Origin of the sequence: Kaistella sp. PBT33-4, from assembly GCF_029194425.1 — a bacterium.
GTDB lineage: Bacteria > Bacteroidota > Bacteroidia > Flavobacteriales > Weeksellaceae > Marnyiella.
This window is the reverse complement of record NZ_JARFYL010000001.1, coordinates 212,306-229,318: the sequence shown is the minus strand read 5'-3', so window position 1 is coordinate 229,318 and position 17,013 is coordinate 212,306. Positions and strand designations below refer to the sequence as shown.

Genomic DNA, 17,013 nt, shown 5'->3' with positions numbered 1-17,013 from the left:
ATATCCTCAGGCACAGCCTTCACTTTGCCATAATTTTCGTAAATTTGCACCACGTAACGACTCCGGATATGGCAGAGCAACACATTAAGAAACTAGCGGTTTTAACATCGGGCGGCGACGCGCCTGGAATGAACGCCGCCATTCGTGCGGTCGTACGGACTTCCAACTACTTCGGACTGGAATGCTACGGCATCCGCGAAGGTTTCAATGGCCTCATTGCCGGTAACATTACCAAGATGGGCCCGCGCTCAGTGAGCAACATCATCAATCTGGGCGGTACCATCCTTAAATCTGCCAGGTCGGAAGAATTCAGGACTGAGGAAGGCCGGAAGAAAGCCTTCGAGCAGTGTAAAGAGAATGGAATAGACGCCCTGGTTTGCATAGGCGGCGACGGTACTTTTACCGGAGCGAAGATTTTCAATGAGGAATTTGGCATACAAACTATTGGTGTTCCCGGAACGATAGACAATGATATTTTCGGCACCGATACGACCATTGGTTACGACACTGCACTGAATACGGCCATGGACGCTATCGATAAGATCCGCGATACGGCCACTTCCCATAACAGAATTTTCTTTGTAGAGGTGATGGGCAGAGATGCCGGTTTCATCGCCCTGAATTCCGGAATTGCCACCGGTGCGGTAGATATCCTTATACCCGAGCAGAAAGACAGTATGGAGGAACTCTTCGACACTTTTGATAAAGCGGCAAAGCGCGGCAAAAACTCCAGTGTGGTTGTAGTGGCCGAGGGTGAAAAACTCGGAAATGTATACGACCTTTCTGAACAGACCAAAAAGAAATACCCCAATTACGATATTAGAATCGCTGTGCTGGGACACATACAGCGCGGAGGCTCGCCCAGCTGTGCCGACCGGGTTTTGGCCAGCCGCTTAGGTTACGGTGCTGTAACCGGACTGATGGAAGGGCGTAATAACGTGATGGCAGGTATGCGCAGCAATAAACTGGTCTTCACGCCTATAGAAGAAGCTATTAAAAAACACAATACCATCAACAAAGACCTGCTGAAGATCTCCGAGATTCTCGCGATTTAAGAGTCTGGTGCCTTTTGGTAAAAAATGGAAAATCATTAATTATAAATCTAATAAATTATGTCAACAATCAAAGTAGGAATCAACGGATTCGGTAGAATTGGCCGCCTGGTCTTCAGAGCAATGACCGAAAGAGACAACATCGAAGTTGTAGGGATCAATGACCTTATCGATGCTGAGTATATGGCGTATATGCTGAAGTATGATTCTGTGCACGGCGAGTTTAAGGGCGAAGTATCCACAGAAGGAAACGACCTTATCGTAAACGGAAAGAAAATCCGTGTAACTGCCGAAAAAGACCCTAACAACCTGAAATGGAATGAAATCGGCGCTGAATATATCGTAGAATCTACAGGATTGTTCCTTAGCAAAGATTCTGCACAGGCTCACATCAATGCGGGCGCAAAGAAAGTAATCCTTTCCGCACCTTCTAAAGACGATACTCCCATGTTCGTTATGGGTGTAAACCACATGGACCTTACAGACGATATTAAAATCTTCTCCAATGCGTCCTGTACGACCAACTGCCTTGCACCACTTGCAAAAGTAATGCATGACAACTTTGGTATTGTTGAAGGTCTTATGACCACTGTTCACGCTACCACTGCTACACAGAAAACTGTGGACGGACCTTCTGTAAAAGACTGGAGAGGAGGGCGTTCTGCACTTAACAATATCATCCCTTCTTCTACAGGTGCTGCAAAAGCCGTAGGAAAAGTAATTCCTGAACTGAACGGCAAGCTTACAGGTATGTCTTTCCGTGTACCAACTGCTGACGTTTCTGTAGTTGACCTTACAGTGAGACTGGAAAAAGCAACTTCTTATGAAGAGATCTGCGCAGCAATGAAAAAAGCTTCAGAAGGCGAACTTAAAGGAATCTTAGGTTATACTGAAGATGCAGTGGTTTCTCAGGATTTCGTAGGCGAAAAGAGAACCTCTGTATTCGACAAGGATGCCGGAATCATGCTTTCTCCAAACTTCGTGAAAGTAGTTTCCTGGTATGACAACGAAATGGGTTACTCCAACAAACTGGTAGATATGCTTGCACACTCTGCAACGCTATAATCAGAGCCACTGACCATACAGACCTCCGGAATATCCGGAGGTTTTTTTTAGGGGCAATACCCTCGCCGCGCTCAGGCAGCCGCGCCGGGTCGCTGCGTCCGCTGCAAGTCCTCGTTTTTTGGCGCTCGCTTCGCTTGCGCCAAAAAACTCCGGGCTTTCCGCTGCCATCGCTATTGCGGGGTCCAGGCGGCATTTCCATAAGAGTCCGGTTCAAATGGAGCGCGGCATCATTTCTGCTGCAAAGCACCACAAAATTCAGGAATTACCTTTCAAAAAATGAAGGCACAACCACAATTCTACCAAAGCCCACATTTTCAGTCATTCTGGACCACCGGAAACGGCAGGGATCTGCTGGAGTGGTCCGGGGCGAAACCCGGTATCGCAAAGTTCGACAGGTATTCGCACCTGTATCATGAAGTAGATGCACTGGGCGATGCGGCGGTTCAGGAAACCTACCTGAAACTTCCCTATCATGAAGCCTCGGCCCTCGTGGAAAAATATTCAGCCTCTCCGGTGTCGGCAGATGAGGTTGCGCCGGAGAACCTTAAAAAGCTTTTTCTGCAGATGCAGGAAGTGCCGGAATGGTTTAATGCCGCTTTGGCGAATGCCGGCGCAAGGTTCTGCATGCGTACCGGCACCAATGGCTTAATCATCCTGCGCGATTTCACCCTGATGGGCGGATATGACTTCGCTTTCCTCAACAAACCACTTGTCTTTACCGGTGCGCTTAAACGCGGTGCGGTGAAAAGGCTTAAAGATACACTTGAATTCTGGGTAAATGTAACCCGCGAAAATGCCCTTCGAACCAACTCGCAGGCTTACAGACTCATTGTGAGGACGCGACTTCTGCATTCCTACGCCCGCCTTAAGATCCGCCAGAAAAGTGAGAATTGGGATTACGCGAACTGGGGCACGCCCATCAATATGTGGGATATGGTGGCCACCTATACCGGATTCAGTCTTGTATTCATGCAGGGTCTGAGGAAACTGGGCATCCGGATAAGTGAAGAGGAGGAAAAAGGCGTTTTTCACCTTTGGAAATACATTGGCTACTTGCTGGGAATCCCCGCAAAGTACATGCCCGATAATAAAGAAGAAGCCGTGGAGCAGTTTTATCTTTGGACCGCAACCCAGGGTGCCGGCGATAAAGATTCGGCCTATCTGGCGAAAGCGCTCTTGGACGAAAATCTGGAATCCACTATTCTGAAATATCATTTCCAGCGTAAAAATCTGCGCTATCTTCACATTTGCTGTAACTGGTACTTACTGGATGAAAACATTAACGAAAGACTTCAGATTCCGAAAGTTCCGCTACCGCATGTGTTCCCTTCAGTAATTAAAAGTGCGAATGTCCTGACGCAGAAAATATTCCCGCTCCATAAACCGGAAAGATACCGCAAACTTGTGGATATGGGCCATAAACAGCAGATGAAAGTCCTGGAAGATTATCTGACGCATACACCTAAAGACTTCCATTATTGAAGCCTATTTTTGGCAAAACATTATAAGAAAAAGAGCGGAAAATTCCGTATTTTTGAACAAACAAATATTACAGATGAGCAGTAACGAAGATAAGAAAAAAGCACTCTCACTGGTGCTTGATAAATTAGATAAAACGTACGGAAAAGGTACGGTGATGACCCTGGGTGACGCGTCTGTGGACGATTCCATCGAAGTGATTCCCTCCGGTTCACTGGGGCTGGACCTTGCGCTGGGCGTAGGCGGATATCCGCGTGGCCGGGTAATCGAGATCTACGGTCCGGAATCCTCGGGTAAAACCACCCTTACCCTTCACGCCATTGCTGAAGCGCAGAAAACCGGCGGGATTGCGGCATTTATTGATGCGGAGCATGCCTTCGACAGACATTATGCCTCTAAACTGGGTATTAACCTGGACGACCTTATTATTTCACAACCGGATAATGGTGAACAGGCACTTGAAATCGCCGATAACCTGATCCGCTCAGGAGCTATTGACATTGTAGTCATTGACTCCGTGGCAGCTCTTACCCCTAAAGCTGAAATAGAAGGTGAAATGGGCGACTCCAAGATGGGTTTGCACGCACGTTTGATGTCACAGGCTTTGCGTAAACTTACAGCTACCATATCCCGTACAAAATGTACCGTGATTTTCATTAACCAGTTAAGGGAAAAAATCGGTGTAATGTTCGGAAATCCTGAAACGACCACCGGAGGTAATGCGCTTAAATTCTATGCTTCCGTAAGGATTGACATCAGAAAGGCGAGCGCGCCTATTAAAACAGGTGATGAAGCTGTAGGAAGCCGGGTGAAGGTGAAAATCGTTAAGAACAAGGTGGCACCACCGTTCAAGATGGCCGAATTTGACATTATGTACGGTGAAGGCGTTTCCAAAGTGGGAGAAATCCTGGACATGGCAGTAGAAACAGGAATCGTGAAGAAAAGCGGATCCTGGTTCAGCTACGAGGAGACCAAACTTGGTCAGGGCCGTGACGCGGTTCGGGATATGCTGAAGGACAATCCTGAACTTGCCGAGGAATTGGAGGCCAAAATCAAAGAAGAGATAAAGAACAAATAATTACAGTAAGAATAACTGAAGCAGCTCCCGGGCTGCTTTTTTTTGCAATAACTGTTGCGTGCCAAAATGTCACTAACCGCTGCTTGGTATTCATTTTGAAAAAATCAGGTCAACAAAAATTAAATAATTATGACTAAAGGAAATATCAATGTATCGGTGGATAATATTTTTCCACTTATTAAGAAGTTTCTCTACAGTGACCACGAAATATTCCTGAGGGAGCTTATTTCCAATGCCACAGATGCGACGCTGAAACTGAAGCACCTCATCAACATCGGAGATGCCAAAACTGAATATGGAAATCCTGCCATTGAAGTTAAAATTGACAAAGAGAACAGAAAGCTTCACATAATAGACCAGGGTCTGGGAATGACTGCTGAAGAGGTTGAGAAATACATCAACCAGGTAGCTTTCTCGGGAGCTGAGGAATTCCTGGAAAAATATAAAGATTCTGCCAAAGACGCCGGAATCATCGGTCACTTCGGTCTTGGTTTTTATTCTGCCTTTATGGTGGCCGAGAAAGTGGAGATTCTTACAAAATCCTATAAAGAAGGTGAGGCAGCCGTAAAATGGACCTGCGACGGAAGCCCTGAATTCACGCTGGAAGAAACGGCTGAAAAAACTGACCGTGGCACAGAAATCATTCTTCATATAGCCGAAGATTCAACAGAATTCCTGGAGGAATCCCGAATCCGTGAACTGTTGCTGAAATACAACAAGTTCATGCCGGTTCCAATTAAGTTCGGGACCAGAACAGAAACCCTGCCCCTGCCTGAAGATGCAGCCGAGGATGCAAAACCGGAAACGCAGGAGGTTGACAATATCATCAACAACCCTACGCCAGCCTGGACCAAGGCGCCTACGGAACTGAAGGATGAAGATTATAAGAACTTCTACCGCGAACTGTACCCCATGCAGTTTGAAGACCCGCTTTTCCATATTCATCTGAATGTTGATTATCCATTCAACCTTACCGGTATTCTGTTCTTCCCAAAACTGGCCAATAACCTGAATATCGAAAAAGATAAGATCCAGCTGTATCAGAACCAGGTTTTTGTTACCGATGAAGTAAAAGGTATTGTACCTGACTTCCTGATGCTGCTCAGAGGGGTTATTGACTCGCCGGACATTCCGCTGAACGTTTCCCGGTCCTATCTTCAGGCCGACGGTGCTGTGAAGAAAATATCTTCCTATATCACGAAAAAGGTGGGTGACAAGATGGCTTCACTCATCAACGAAAACCGCGAGGATTTTGAGAGCAAGTGGAATGACATTAAGGTTGTGATTGAGTACGGAATGATTTCCGAGGACAAATTCTACGACAAATCAGACAAATTTGCGCTGTATCCGAATGTGGAGGGCAAATATTTCCTCTGGAATGAATTGGAGGAAAAAATTAAAGCCAACCAGACCGATAAAGACGGTAACCTGATCATCCTGTATGCTAGCAACGAACACGACCAGCACAGTTATGTACAGGCCGCACAGGATAAAGGGTATGAGGTACTGTTACTGGACTCTCCTATCGTACCGCACCTGATTCAAAAGCTGGAAACATCCAAAGAAAAAATCCGTTTCGCACGTGTAGACGCGGATCACATCAACAATCTGATTAAGAAAGACGAACCGATTATTTCCAAACTGAACGAAACTGAGAAGGAAACACTTAAAAAGACCGTTGAAGAAGGTATTTCAGATTCCAAATTCACTGTACAGTTGGAGGATATGGAAAGTACAGATGCGCCTTTCATTATCACTCAGCCGGAGTTTATGCGCCGTATGAAAGACATGCAGGCTACAGGCGGTGGCGGAATGTTCGGCATGGGCGGTTTCCCGGAGATGTATAACCTGGTGGTGAATACCAACAGTGAACTTGCGGGTAAACTGCTTAGTGAAGAAGATGGCGAGGCGAAAAATGCGCATATCAAACATGCTTTAGACTTGGCAAAACTTTCTCAGAATCTACTGAAAGGAAAGGAGCTCACTGAGTTTATCCAAAGAAGCTATAAGGAACTGGCGAAATAAACTGAAAGATTTATCAGGATTCCGTTTCGGCGGCGGCTTCGCCGCCGCCGAAACTTTTTTAGCCCTGTCCTATCCTATAACTCCTCCATCGGATCCCAGAAAATATTTCTGAAATCCTGAATCCTGTTTCCTTGGACTTTTATACCTTCCGAAGACAGCCTTTGCGTAAATTCCGCTAAACAACTGCCGGTAATCGTACCTGTGGAGTTGCAGACGCGGTGCGCGGGAAACTCTTCTTCATAATTCCGCAAGGAATTGCCCACATGCCTCGCAAGATTGGGATATCCTACAGCTTTTGCTATGGCACCGTAACTTGTAACACGCCCGCTCGGAATAAGCCGGATCACTTCAAAAACCTGCCGGCGGAAAATCTCATCCATTCATCAAAATTAAGATTTATTAAATCCTTATCTTTGCTGAAAGTAAAAAAACATGAACAAACCGATTACCGAATTTATAGAAAAATACTATCTCCATTTTAATTCAGCCGCATTGGTTGACGCTTCCAAAGGCTATGTGGCCCATTTGAAAGATGGTGGAAAAATGATGATTACCCTAGCCGGAGCCATGTCTACGGCAGAAATCGGTAAAATTCTGGCCGAAATGATCCGTCAGGACAAAGTGGATATTATTTCGTGTACCGGCGCGAACCTGGAAGAAGACCTCATGAATTTAGTGGCCCACTCGCATTACGAAAGAGTGCCGCATTACCGTGACCTTACAGCACAGGACGAATGGGCATTGCTGGAACGCGGACTGAACCGTGTGACCGATACCTGTATCCCCGAAGAGGAAGCTTTCCGCCGTTTGCAAAAGCATATTGTAGAGATCTGGAAAGATGCTGAAGCCAAAGGCGAAAGGTATTTCCCCCACGAATACATGTATAAGATGCTTCTATCAGGTGTCCTGGAGCAGTATTACGAAATTCCGAAGGAGAATTCATGGATGCTGGCTGCCGCGGAAAAAAACCTGCCTATCGTGGTTCCGGGTTGGGAAGATTCAACAATGGGAAATATTTTCAGCAGCTACTGTATTAAAGGCGAACTGCAGGCTTCTACAATGAAATCCGGTATTGAATACATGATGTTCCTGGCCGACTGGTATCCAAAAAATTCCGGCGGCAAAGGTGTAGGATTCTTCCAGATTGGCGGTGGAATCGCAGGTGATTTCCCGATCTGCGTGGTCCCTATGCTTTACCAGGATATGGAAATGACCGACATTCCGTTCTGGTCATACTTCTGCCAGATTTCAGATTCTACAACTTCTTACGGATCTTACTCAGGAGCAGTTCCAAATGAAAAAATCACCTGGGGCAAGCTGGACATTACGACGCCTAAATTCATAGTAGAAAGTGACGCTACCATCTGTGCACCGCTAATGTTCTCCTATATCCTGGAGAATTCTTAAGAAAAGCATTTAAAAGAAAAAAGGCCGTTTCACGAGTGTGTGAAACGGCCTTTATTTTTTCAGGTGCTCTGTTTAATTTTGCCAGTTTTCCACCTTCAGGATTTCAATTTTCCTTTCACCGTCGCGGAATGGCCATTCTATGACATCGCCTACTTTATAACCTACGGTGGCCAGGGCCATATCGGAAAGGATTGAAAACTTATTCTTTTTTGGTTTGGCTTCTGCTACTCCCACAAAAATCAACTCCTCTTCCCTGTCCAGGGTGTGGTCTTTTATAGTTACTTTTCTGTTCACGGTAACCACCTCAGGCGGCAACTCTCTTCTTCTTACCTGCTGCGCATTTTTCAGTTCTGCCAGAAGCCGGTTTTCTTCTTCAATGGTTACTTTCTTTCTCCTTAAATGATCTTTAATTACGTCGTAAACTCCGGTTGTTAAAATGATATTCTCAGACATTTTGCCTATTTTTTTGTGATGATCGTGCTACAAACGGCCCTGAGACACTGCATACCGTGAGGCACCATGTCTGTAGTAACACATCGAAATTAAAATTAATAAACGGAAAGTTCCCGCCAGGACCCGACGGGTCTAATAGATGAACTCTTTGGAGCTTTTCAGAAAAGAATCCGTGTGAAGGTAAAGCAATGAAGACAAAAGTCTTTGCGAACGAACACTGTCATATTTTAAAATGGAAGTGACCATAATTGCTTTATTGAATTACAAACATACGGATTAAAAAGCTAAAAAACAAACCGTTAGCTTAAATATCAAATCCTGAAGCGCCTGTTTTCCTTCTTTTCCGAAATCTGCTTCTTGGCCTTTATCCTTTTCTCCACCTGCCGTTTTGAAGGTTTGGTTGCTTTTCGCGGTTTAGCTTTAATCAAACACCTGTTAACCATCTCAATCGTCCTTTCGGTTGCTATTTTCTTATTCTGAATTTGGGTACGGCTCTCGGAAGCGGTAATCTGCAGAAGTCCCTCCTGGCTGATCCTGTTCCTAAGTTTGACAGCAATCATCTCTTTTTCTTCGTGACTGAAGAAAGTGCTTTCAGCTACATTCCAGATGGCAGTTACCGCGGATTCCACCTTATTTACGTTCTGTCCGCCGGGACCTCCGCTTCGTGCGGTCCTGTAGTTCAGTTCTTTGCTAAAATCCCTGTCCATCAGCATCATTCATTAAACTGTTAATACTCCGCCGGTCTGTCTTACCATTGGGCAGCCGCGGAAAACTATTGATATAGCGCACCTCACGCGGCACGTGGTTTTTAGACAATGTTAATCTGATCTCATCAAAAGCCTTTGCCAATCCGGAATGCAGTTCAGCAGTTTCCGTTCCTTCAATGGCCAAAACCAGTCTCTGACCCAACGAATCATCTGAAACGCCGGTAAGAAGAGCCTCGGCATCCACATACCTTTTAATGATACCTTCCACCCGTTCAGGCTGGACCTTCAGGCCACCGGAATTGATGATGCTATCGGCCCGTCCTATGAATTTGAACTGCTTTTCGCCGTGCAACTCCACCACATCATTGGTTTGAAGCAGTGTGGGATTGAGTCCCGGAGCATTAATGAGCAGGCATCCACGGGAGTCCTGAGACACACTCACCCCTTCAATTACTGTAAAATACTCATCTGCCTTCGGAAAGATCTGTTTTAAGGCAATATGGGAAAGCGTTTCCGACATGCCGTAAGTTTCAAATATGCGTGTATATCCCGAGTCCGGCAAACTGCTGCTGATTTTTCTCCTGAGCATTTCCGAAACCTGGGCACCACCAATGATCAGATTTTCTATCAGGTGAAGTTTATCAAGTGAATTTTCCACCTGCAGTGGCGACATGGCACAGAAGTCTACCTGTTTGTTCCAGTCCTGCAAAGGTTTGGACGAAGGATTCACCACATGCAGTTTAAGTTTTGCTTCCAGCGCGCGTACAACCATCATTTTGCCTGAAATATACTCCACAGGAAGGCAAATAAGCGTTGAATCACCTTCCTTGAGGCCAAGAAATCCGCAGGTCATTTGGGCGGACCAACGCATTCTGATTTTTTCTACCTCCAGAATTTTTGGCACCCCTGTAGAACCGGAGGTCTGCACCTTAACAGTTTCTGACGGTGATTGCCAATCCCTGATGAAACTGACCACTTTTTTTTCAAAATCAGACCCGGGGTTTAAATTATTCATATTGAAGGTGTTAAAATCAACCGTCATGATAAGTGAGAATTTTATCTAATTTTTTTTGCCTAAAGATTTTGGAAATTACAAAAATTATTCTACATTTGCACCACAATAATTGAGACCCATGGTGTAACGGTAGCACTTCGGTTTTTGGTACCGCCTGTCGGGGTTCGAATCCCTGTGGGTCTACAATTTTCAAGATAACGCTCTGATTTTCAGGGCGTTTTTTTTGTATTTTATTAGTTTTTACCTCAGTCACTAAAATAATGGAAAATAAAAAAATCAGCCTGTATAGACTGATTTTTGATCTAAGCGGCAATTTTATATTACATCCGGTTCACAACACCGATTCCCAGCAGCTCCAGTGATTTTTTGATCGTTTTGGCAGTAAGTGCTGATAGTTCAAGTCTGAACTGCTTCACAGCCTCATCATCCTGTTTCATTATAGGGTTATTCTGGTAGAATGAGTTGTACGCCTTCACCAGGTCATAGACATAATTAGCCACCAGCGCCGGACTCAGTGCCGCAGCCGCTTTGGATACCGATTCGCGGTAGTTGGACAGCTGTGAAATCAGGTCCTTTTCGGATTCATTTAACTGATATCCTGCTTCAATTTTCTGAGGCTTGTAAGCAGCTTTCTGAAGTAAAGACTGAATCCGTGCGTAGGTGTATTGGATAAAAGGTCCGGTGTTACCGTTGAAATCGATACTTTCAGCTGGGTTGAAGAGCATCTTCTTCTTTGGGTCTACCTTCAGCATAAAATACTTAAGTGCGCCCAGACCAATTACTTCATAGGATTGTTCCTTTTCATCCGGCGTCAGTGTTTCCATCTTGCCAAGTTCTTCGGCTTTTTCACGTGCGGTTACCACCATTTCTTCCATAAGGTCGTCAGCATCAACCACAGTTCCCTCACGGGATTTCATCTTTCCTTCGGGAAGTTCTACCATACCGTACGACAGGTGATAAAGGTTATCTGCCCATTCGTAGCCCAGTTTCTTCAATATTTTGAATAAGACATCAAAATGGTAGTCCTGCTCGTTACCTACGGTATAGATGAGTTTCTGAATATCATTCTTCTTGAAGCGCTCCACTGCCGTTCCCAGGTCCTGTGTCATATACACCGAAGTCCCGTCGGAACGCAGCAAAAGTTTGTGATCCAGGCCTTCATCCGTAAGGTCACACCAAACAGAACCGTCCTCTTTTCGGTAAAGTACACCTTTAATCAGACCTTCCTGAATAAGGTCCTTGCCCAAAATATAGGTATCGCTTTCATACTGCACCTGGTCGAAATCCACACCCAGTCGGCTGTAGGTTTGGTTGAAACCTTCATACACCCATGAGTTCATCTCTGCCCAGAGGCTTCGTACTTCCTCATCACCTTTTTCCCAGCTGAGCAGCATTTGCTGCGCCTCAAGCAGAATGGGTGCCTGCTTCTTAGCTGTTTCCTCATCTGCACCGGCAGCCATAAGTTCAGCAATTTCATTTTTATACTGTTTGTCGAAAGCCACATAATAATTGCCCACAAACTTGTCGCCCTTGATTCCGGTGCCCGCTGCTGTAGTTAGCTCCCCAAACTTTTGCCAGGCAAGCATCGATTTACAGATGTGGATTCCGCGGTCATTGATGATTTGGGTCTTGATTACATTATATCCGTCGGCTTTCAGGATTTGAGCTACTGAATATCCGAGAAGGTTATTGCGTATGTGACCCAGGTGCAGCGGTTTGTTGGTATTGGGAGATGAATACTCAACCATTACCGTTTCATCCTTTGGCTCCAACTTGTCAACAGATTCAGCAATGGATGAGAAGTTATTTATAAAGTGAGCATTGCTGATTTTCACGTTCACGAAACCTTTAACAACATTAAAGCTTTCAACAAAATCAGTCTCAGTTGTAAGGGCACTGCCCAACTCCATCCCAATCTGTTCCGGACCTTTTTTCACCAGTTTCACAAGCGGGAAAATAACAATGGTAAAGTCGCCGTCGAAGGCGGTTTTATTTTCCTGAACTTCGAGTTTCAGATCGTAAATCTGAAATACGTTCTGGATGATTTCGGTAATTTTATGCTGCAGATTATCTTTAATATTCATTGTCGGAAATTGAGTTACAAATATAGGCAAATAAAAAAACCACTCCGGAGAGTGGCTTCATAATGAATGTAAAAAAAGAGTAGTACTAAAATATTAATTGTCCCAAATGAGTTTGGTATTCATCTTATCACCGCCGATTGCAGCTGCTGCCGTTGCGTAATTCTCAGGATTCAGCGTCTGAATAAGCGTTGGATAAAGCAAGCGAGAAGGAATATCAGTCAGACCGGGCACCAGCGGAGTGAAGGTGTATGTAGTCTCTCCAGTTACCGGGATTGGTACCAGTAAAGGAGCTGTTTCCCCCGGAAGCAACAGTATAATTGTATCCGGATAGCCAGTTCTTCTGTATTCGGCCCATGCCTCATAAGGCTGCATGAACAGTGCGACATACTTTTGTGTAAGAACCGTGGCAGCAGAAGCCGGTGGCAGAGTAGCCACAAAAGCGTCAGCAGCTGCAGGAGTTACGCCCCATTTCAGCATAGAAGCTTTTACGCCATTCTCGTAATTAACCTGGCTCCAGCCGTTGGCCTCACTAAGTAAGAACTCTACCTCTGAATATTCCATTAGAATCTCTGTATAATCTGTACGGTAAACATACTTGCTAAAGAAATTGTTTCCTACAGCAGCCTGTGAAGCCTGGAAATCCTCGGGCAAACCATATGGCATACCTATAAATTTGCTTGGATCAGTAGTATCCGCATAAGTTCCATTTAGGATTGACGCTTTGCTGACATCATTTGGTGCTGCATATCTGAATAGTCTTGGATCAAGTCCAAAATTCCCAGTATTTCCTTTAAGGAGATCAATCAATGTTTTGGAAACAGAAAAATCTGATCTGGTTCTGAAATCATTATACATCGGCGACGGGTTGGTTAGGTTCGCTTCATACCTCACTCCAACATTGTCTGCATTAGAAGTCATCACCCCAGATGCGATAGCTTCGGTGATGTGCGTCTGAGCACTTGGTATTACACCTTTAACGCGGGTTGCTACCCTAAGCCTGAGTGAATTAGCAAACTTTTTCAGCTTTACGGGATCACCTCCGAACAAACCATCTGCCGGACTGAATACAGGTTCGCCCATTTCAATCATTTCAGAAGCTTCCTTCAACTCCTTCAGTATATCAGAATAAACTTTTTGCTGAGAAGCGAATTTGGGCTTTATGAACTGGTTAACATTAAGAGCCTGAAAATCTGGATCACTGTTTCCATAAGAATAATATGGAATATCTCCAAAAGTATCGGCAAGATTCAAAAACACGTAGGAAAGCATAACGCGTGAAGCCGCAATCTGGTTAGCGTTTGAGCCGTAAGCACTTGCCGCCGGTGCCGTTTCCGGATCGGAGTTCATATCAATAATCTTCTTATAGTTTGAAGCTGCAATAAATAGCTGACGCCACAACGCGTCGCCACTCGTTGAGCGGTATGCATATTTATCCTCATCGTTATAGGCAGTCTGCGAAGAATACTGCATCCAGGGTAAAGTTACCCGGGCACTTTCAAAGGAATTCCGCGTACCGTCTGTAACCACTCGGTTGGCATAATTGAAGACCCCGTAAGTTAGCGGGGATTCGGGATTATTGGGGTTCTCATTGAGTTCCTCAAAACCCTCTGTGCAACTTACCGCTGTTCCCAGGGTCAGGAGAGAAGCTGCAGCTATTACAAATACTTTTTTTATATTTTTCATCTTTATTAAAATTTAAAGTTCACATTCACACCAAATTGTCTTGTGGAAGGCAGTGAGCCCCCTTCAAGACCCTGGATATTTCCTGAACCGTAAGACGTATTCTCAGGGTCCATACCTTTCCAATCCAGATTCCAGGCCAGCAGATTTCTTCCAAAAGCAGAAATCCTCACACCCTCAAGTAAGCTTCCAATCATCTCCTTAGGCAGGTCATAGCTTAAGGTTATATCACGAAGTTTGATATAACTTGCATCAAAAACATTCAACGCATCTACGCCTCCGTAATGCATACCTCCAAACTCATTAGCGGTAATCCTGATATCGTTTGGAGTGCCGTCTTCCAGAACACCGTCCAGAATAACACCTGCTTCCCTGTTACCGCCAAAGCCTGTTTCCTCTAACATACCGCTGTACATACCCCACATATGTGTGGTAGAGAAGTATTTACCTCCTTTCTGCATATCGAACAGGAATGACAGAGCTAAATTCTTATACTTTAACGAGTTTCTTAGACCCATATTGTAATCCGGCAAAGTAGAGCCAAGATTTTGAACAGTTGCTGTCGGAACGTAAAGTCCGTCCTCACCTACAATCTTGTTACCGTTTGCATCATAGGTAAAATCGAATCCATAAATTGCTCCGTATGGCTGACCCTCTACTGCCAACAGTCTGGCCCGGAAGGGGGCATTGGTAAGCTGGTAAGTAGATACACCCTCGTAAAGTTTAACTATTTCATTTCTGTTCTGTGCAAAATTCCAGTTCATAGTCCAACTGAAATTTTCATTTTTTACGGGTGTTACATACACCATTGCTTCCACCCCTTTGTTGGTGATCTGTCCCGCGTTAATAAGATTATTATTAAATCCTGTTGCAGGATCAACACTTAACGGCAGGATCGCATCGGTAATGTTCACATCGTAATAGGTCACATCAAAACCTACCCGGTTTCTCAAAAAGTTCATTTCGAGACCAATTTCTTTAGTTTCCTTTAATTCAGCTTTGAGATCGGGGTTGTTATTCTGTGTAAACAATCCATAACGGGGCTGCCCGTTAAAGTTTGTAAATTGTACAGAATAGTTCGATAGCTGGTATGGATCGCTATCTGATGCAACACTGGCCCAACCTGCACGTAACTTACCGAAGGACATCCAATTGGCGTCTATCAAGTTAGAGAATACAAAACTACCTGTAATTGAAGGGTAAAAACGATCCTCTTTAGTAGTAGAGAACCAGTCGTTTCGTCCGGTAGCCTCCACGAAAACAGTTTCCTTAAAGCCTAATGAAACTGACCCAAATGCACTGTTTACTCTCTTCTCAAATAAAGAATTGGTTGCAAGAGGGTCATTTAAACTATTCTTAAGGTTATAAAAATTAGGAATAATTAAACCACCTCTTGTTGCCCCATTCAGATCACTTCTTTTTAAATTTCTTCTGTTTACTCCCACAAAGGTTTGCAAAGACCAGTTATCAGAAATTTCAGGATTCCAGTGCACCCGGCCTTCGTAATTGTACTCAGAAAAATTACGTTTGAAGATCGAATAGCCCGAAACTGCCTGCGAACCAATTGCGACTCTATTGTCATTATCCTGACTATACATATCTGCATATACTTTACCGGTCGCGTAAAGGTTAGGTAGGATATTATATGTTAGCCCCGCGAATCCATAGAAGCGGTTCCTCCTGTCATTGGTTACATTCTCATAAATGGTCCAATACGGGTTGTCCGAGTAGTAGGGTTCCGGATCATTCCAGGCTGTCCTGTTCCAGGTACGCTGCTGACCATTTGCCAGCTTGTAATCCCGGAGCTTTGACATATCCAGTTGGCGCTGACCCCACTGGTAAAATTTCTGCGCTACAGAATTATCGCCATAACCCTGTTCCGGTCTGTTAAAACCACGGGTTTGCACAAAATTGAATCCTGTTTCTACCTTTAGCTTATCATTTAACTCACTGTTAGCATTAATTGCAAAGTTATGACGGTCTATGCTACTGGTAGGAATAATACCAGTAATAGCAGTATTTGTGTAGGACAGACGGACATTTGATCTTTCAAAAGATTTGGCGACCGCAAAGTTGTTGGTTAATGTAATACCGGTATCAAAGAAAGAATCAACATCATGCTTTGGAGCAACCCATGGAACAGGCTTCAAATAGTCGTTAGGGAATTCCTCCTGATCAAATGCATACCAGGGCAAATAAAGTAAATTGGCATCATAACGCGGGCCCCAGGATTCATCCATTCTGTATTCATTCAGGTTGTAGGTTTGTCCATTGATGACCTGAGTGGGTAGGGTAAGTTGGGAACCACCACCATAGTAATTTTGGAGTTTTGGTCGGATGTAAATGTTTTCAAAAGCGATTCCGGAACTGTACTCAATATTGGTCCGTCCTCTTTTAGCCTGTTTGGTAGTGTAAATAATTACACCATTTGATGCTCTTGAGCCATACAGGGCTGCAGCCGGCCCACCCTTCAGTACGGTTACAGATTCTACATCGTCTGGGTTAATATCAAATGCTGCATCACCGTAATCCCTACCACCAGCACCACGCTGTGTATTTGTATCATTAATGTTACTGTTATCCAGCGGTACCCCATCGACGATAATTAAAGGTCGGTTCTCACCAATAATGGAGCTAACTCCACGCATTGTAATTCTTGTGGAGCCTCCCATTGATGAAGGTGCAGTAACCTGTACACCGGCCACATTACCGGATAACGCACTTAGTGCATTGGACTGACCAGCCTCCGAAATGGTTTCACCCTTAACTTCCTGAGCGGCGTAGCCAATTGATTTTTTCTCCCGCTTGATTCCGAGAGCTGTAACAACAACTCCTTCAATCTCCTGCGTTCTGAGGGTGTCCTGCTGCGCACTTACTACTGTAAATGAAGCAGTTAGGACCACTGCTAAAACACTTGCTGTTAATTTTTTCATATCAGTTTTGATTTTACGATAAACAAAAAAAGCTA

Annotated in this window: 13 protein-coding genes and 1 tRNA gene; 7 read left to right on the top strand and 7 right to left on the bottom strand. The window is 44.6% G+C overall.

Annotated features, from left to right (window positions below):
• The first annotated feature begins 68 nt into the window (after nucleotides 1–68).
• From pfkA to htpG, 5 genes are all read left to right on the top strand, one after another.
• Nucleotides 69–1,055, top strand: coding sequence for a 6-phosphofructokinase (gene pfkA / locus P0M11_RS01000; protein WP_275624057.1), 987 nt, complete (start codon nucleotides 69–71; stop codon nucleotides 1,053–1,055).
• A gap of 57 nt (nucleotides 1,056–1,112) precedes the next feature.
• On the top strand, nucleotides 1,113–2,117 hold the full coding sequence (gene gap / locus P0M11_RS00995; RefSeq protein ID WP_158064862.1) for a type I glyceraldehyde-3-phosphate dehydrogenase: 1,005 nt from the start codon (nucleotides 1,113–1,115) through the stop codon (nucleotides 2,115–2,117).
• A gap of 276 nt (nucleotides 2,118–2,393) precedes the next feature.
• Nucleotides 2,394–3,599 (top strand): oxygenase MpaB family protein, encoded by a 1,206-nt coding sequence (locus P0M11_RS00990; protein ID WP_275624056.1) that lies wholly within the window; start codon nucleotides 2,394–2,396, stop codon nucleotides 3,597–3,599.
• A 73-nt stretch (nucleotides 3,600–3,672) separates the two neighbouring features.
• Nucleotides 3,673–4,674, top strand: coding sequence for a recombinase RecA (gene recA / locus P0M11_RS00985; protein WP_158064864.1), 1,002 nt, complete (start codon nucleotides 3,673–3,675; stop codon nucleotides 4,672–4,674).
• Nucleotides 4,675–4,803: 129 nt separating this feature from the next.
• Nucleotides 4,804–6,699 carry a molecular chaperone HtpG gene (htpG, locus tag P0M11_RS00980; protein WP_275624055.1) on the top strand — a complete coding sequence of 632 codons (1,896 nt, stop codon included), beginning with the start codon at nucleotides 4,804–4,806 and terminating at the stop codon, nucleotides 6,697–6,699.
• Between the two features lie 74 nt (nucleotides 6,700–6,773).
• On the opposite strand, the gene P0M11_RS00975 is transcribed toward htpG, so the two are convergent.
• On the bottom strand, nucleotides 6,774–7,079 hold the full coding sequence (locus P0M11_RS00975) for an MGMT family protein (RefSeq protein WP_275624054.1): 306 nt from the start codon (nucleotides 7,077–7,079) through the stop codon (nucleotides 6,774–6,776).
• A 52-nt stretch (nucleotides 7,080–7,131) separates the two neighbouring features.
• On the opposite strand from P0M11_RS00975, the gene P0M11_RS00970 reads away from it, so the two are divergent.
• The gene (locus tag P0M11_RS00970) at nucleotides 7,132–8,106 is read left to right on the top strand and encodes a deoxyhypusine synthase family protein (RefSeq protein WP_181887770.1); all 975 of its coding nucleotides are present in this window, start codon (nucleotides 7,132–7,134) and stop codon (nucleotides 8,104–8,106) included.
• Between the two features lie 72 nt (nucleotides 8,107–8,178).
• Here the strand turns inward: P0M11_RS00970 and P0M11_RS00965 are convergent, their stop codons facing one another.
• The 3 genes from P0M11_RS00965 to P0M11_RS00955 all read right to left on the bottom strand — a co-directional run bounded on the left by P0M11_RS00965 (nucleotide 8,179) and on the right by P0M11_RS00955 (nucleotide 10,308).
• Nucleotides 8,179–8,559 (bottom strand): GreA/GreB family elongation factor, encoded by a 381-nt coding sequence (locus P0M11_RS00965; RefSeq protein ID WP_275624053.1) that lies wholly within the window; start codon nucleotides 8,557–8,559, stop codon nucleotides 8,179–8,181.
• Nucleotides 8,560–8,870: 311 nt separating this feature from the next.
• Nucleotides 8,871–9,266: an alternative ribosome rescue aminoacyl-tRNA hydrolase ArfB gene (arfB, locus tag P0M11_RS00960; protein ID WP_275624052.1), complete on the bottom strand. Its 396-nt coding sequence runs from the start codon at nucleotides 9,264–9,266 to the stop codon at nucleotides 8,871–8,873.
• Nucleotides 9,250–10,308, bottom strand: a complete 1,059-nt coding sequence (locus tag P0M11_RS00955; RefSeq protein WP_275624051.1) for an AMP-binding protein — start codon at nucleotides 10,306–10,308, stop codon at nucleotides 9,250–9,252. Before P0M11_RS00955 ends, arfB begins: the two co-directional genes overlap by 17 nt.
• Before the next feature lie 85 nt (nucleotides 10,309–10,393).
• Here P0M11_RS00955 and P0M11_RS00950 point away from each other — a divergent pair.
• Nucleotides 10,394–10,464, top strand: a tRNA-Gln gene (locus P0M11_RS00950).
• Nucleotides 10,465–10,601: 137 nt separating this feature from the next.
• Here P0M11_RS00950 and argS read toward each other — a convergent pair.
• The 3 genes from argS to P0M11_RS00935 all read right to left on the bottom strand — a co-directional run bounded on the left by argS (nucleotide 10,602) and on the right by P0M11_RS00935 (nucleotide 16,978).
• Nucleotides 10,602–12,365 carry an arginine--tRNA ligase gene (gene argS / locus P0M11_RS00945; RefSeq protein WP_275624050.1) on the bottom strand — a complete coding sequence of 588 codons (1,764 nt, stop codon included), beginning with the start codon at nucleotides 12,363–12,365 and terminating at the stop codon, nucleotides 10,602–10,604.
• Nucleotides 12,366–12,458: 93 nt separating this feature from the next.
• Entirely contained in the window at nucleotides 12,459–14,048 is a 1,590-nt protein-coding gene (locus P0M11_RS00940) for a SusD/RagB family nutrient-binding outer membrane lipoprotein (RefSeq protein ID WP_275624049.1), read from the bottom strand.
• 5 nt (nucleotides 14,049–14,053) lie between these two features.
• Nucleotides 14,054–16,978, bottom strand: a complete 2,925-nt coding sequence (locus P0M11_RS00935) for a SusC/RagA family TonB-linked outer membrane protein (protein ID WP_275624048.1) — start codon at nucleotides 16,976–16,978, stop codon at nucleotides 14,054–14,056.
• Between the last annotated feature and the right edge of the window lie 35 nt (nucleotides 16,979–17,013).

Bases quoted from the DNA above. Each gene is read 5' to 3' on its own strand.
- pfkA (WP_275624057.1), top strand. From the start codon at position 69: ATGGCAGAGCAACACATTAAGAAACTAGCGGTTTTAACATCGGGCGGC.
- gap (WP_158064862.1), top strand. From the start codon at position 1,113: ATGTCAACAATCAAAGTAGGAATCAACGGATTCGGTAGAATTGGCCGC.
- P0M11_RS00990 (WP_275624056.1), top strand. From the start codon at position 2,394: ATGAAGGCACAACCACAATTCTACCAAAGCCCACATTTTCAGTCATTC.
- recA (WP_158064864.1), top strand. From the start codon at position 3,673: ATGAGCAGTAACGAAGATAAGAAAAAAGCACTCTCACTGGTGCTTGAT.
- htpG (WP_275624055.1), top strand. From the start codon at position 4,804: ATGACTAAAGGAAATATCAATGTATCGGTGGATAATATTTTTCCACTT.
- P0M11_RS00975 (WP_275624054.1), bottom strand. From the start codon at position 7,079: ATGGATGAGATTTTCCGCCGGCAGGTTTTTGAAGTGATCCGGCTTATT.
- P0M11_RS00970 (WP_181887770.1), top strand. From the start codon at position 7,132: ATGAACAAACCGATTACCGAATTTATAGAAAAATACTATCTCCATTTT.
- P0M11_RS00965 (WP_275624053.1), bottom strand. From the start codon at position 8,559: ATGTCTGAGAATATCATTTTAACAACCGGAGTTTACGACGTAATTAAA.
- arfB (WP_275624052.1), bottom strand. From the start codon at position 9,266: ATGGACAGGGATTTTAGCAAAGAACTGAACTACAGGACCGCACGAAGC.
- P0M11_RS00955 (WP_275624051.1), bottom strand. From the start codon at position 10,308: ATGACGGTTGATTTTAACACCTTCAATATGAATAATTTAAACCCCGGG.
- argS (WP_275624050.1), bottom strand. From the start codon at position 12,365: ATGAATATTAAAGATAATCTGCAGCATAAAATTACCGAAATCATCCAG.
- P0M11_RS00940 (WP_275624049.1), bottom strand. From the start codon at position 14,048: ATGAAAAATATAAAAAAAGTATTTGTAATAGCTGCAGCTTCTCTCCTG.
- P0M11_RS00935 (WP_275624048.1), bottom strand. From the start codon at position 16,978: ATGAAAAAATTAACAGCAAGTGTTTTAGCAGTGGTCCTAACTGCTTCA.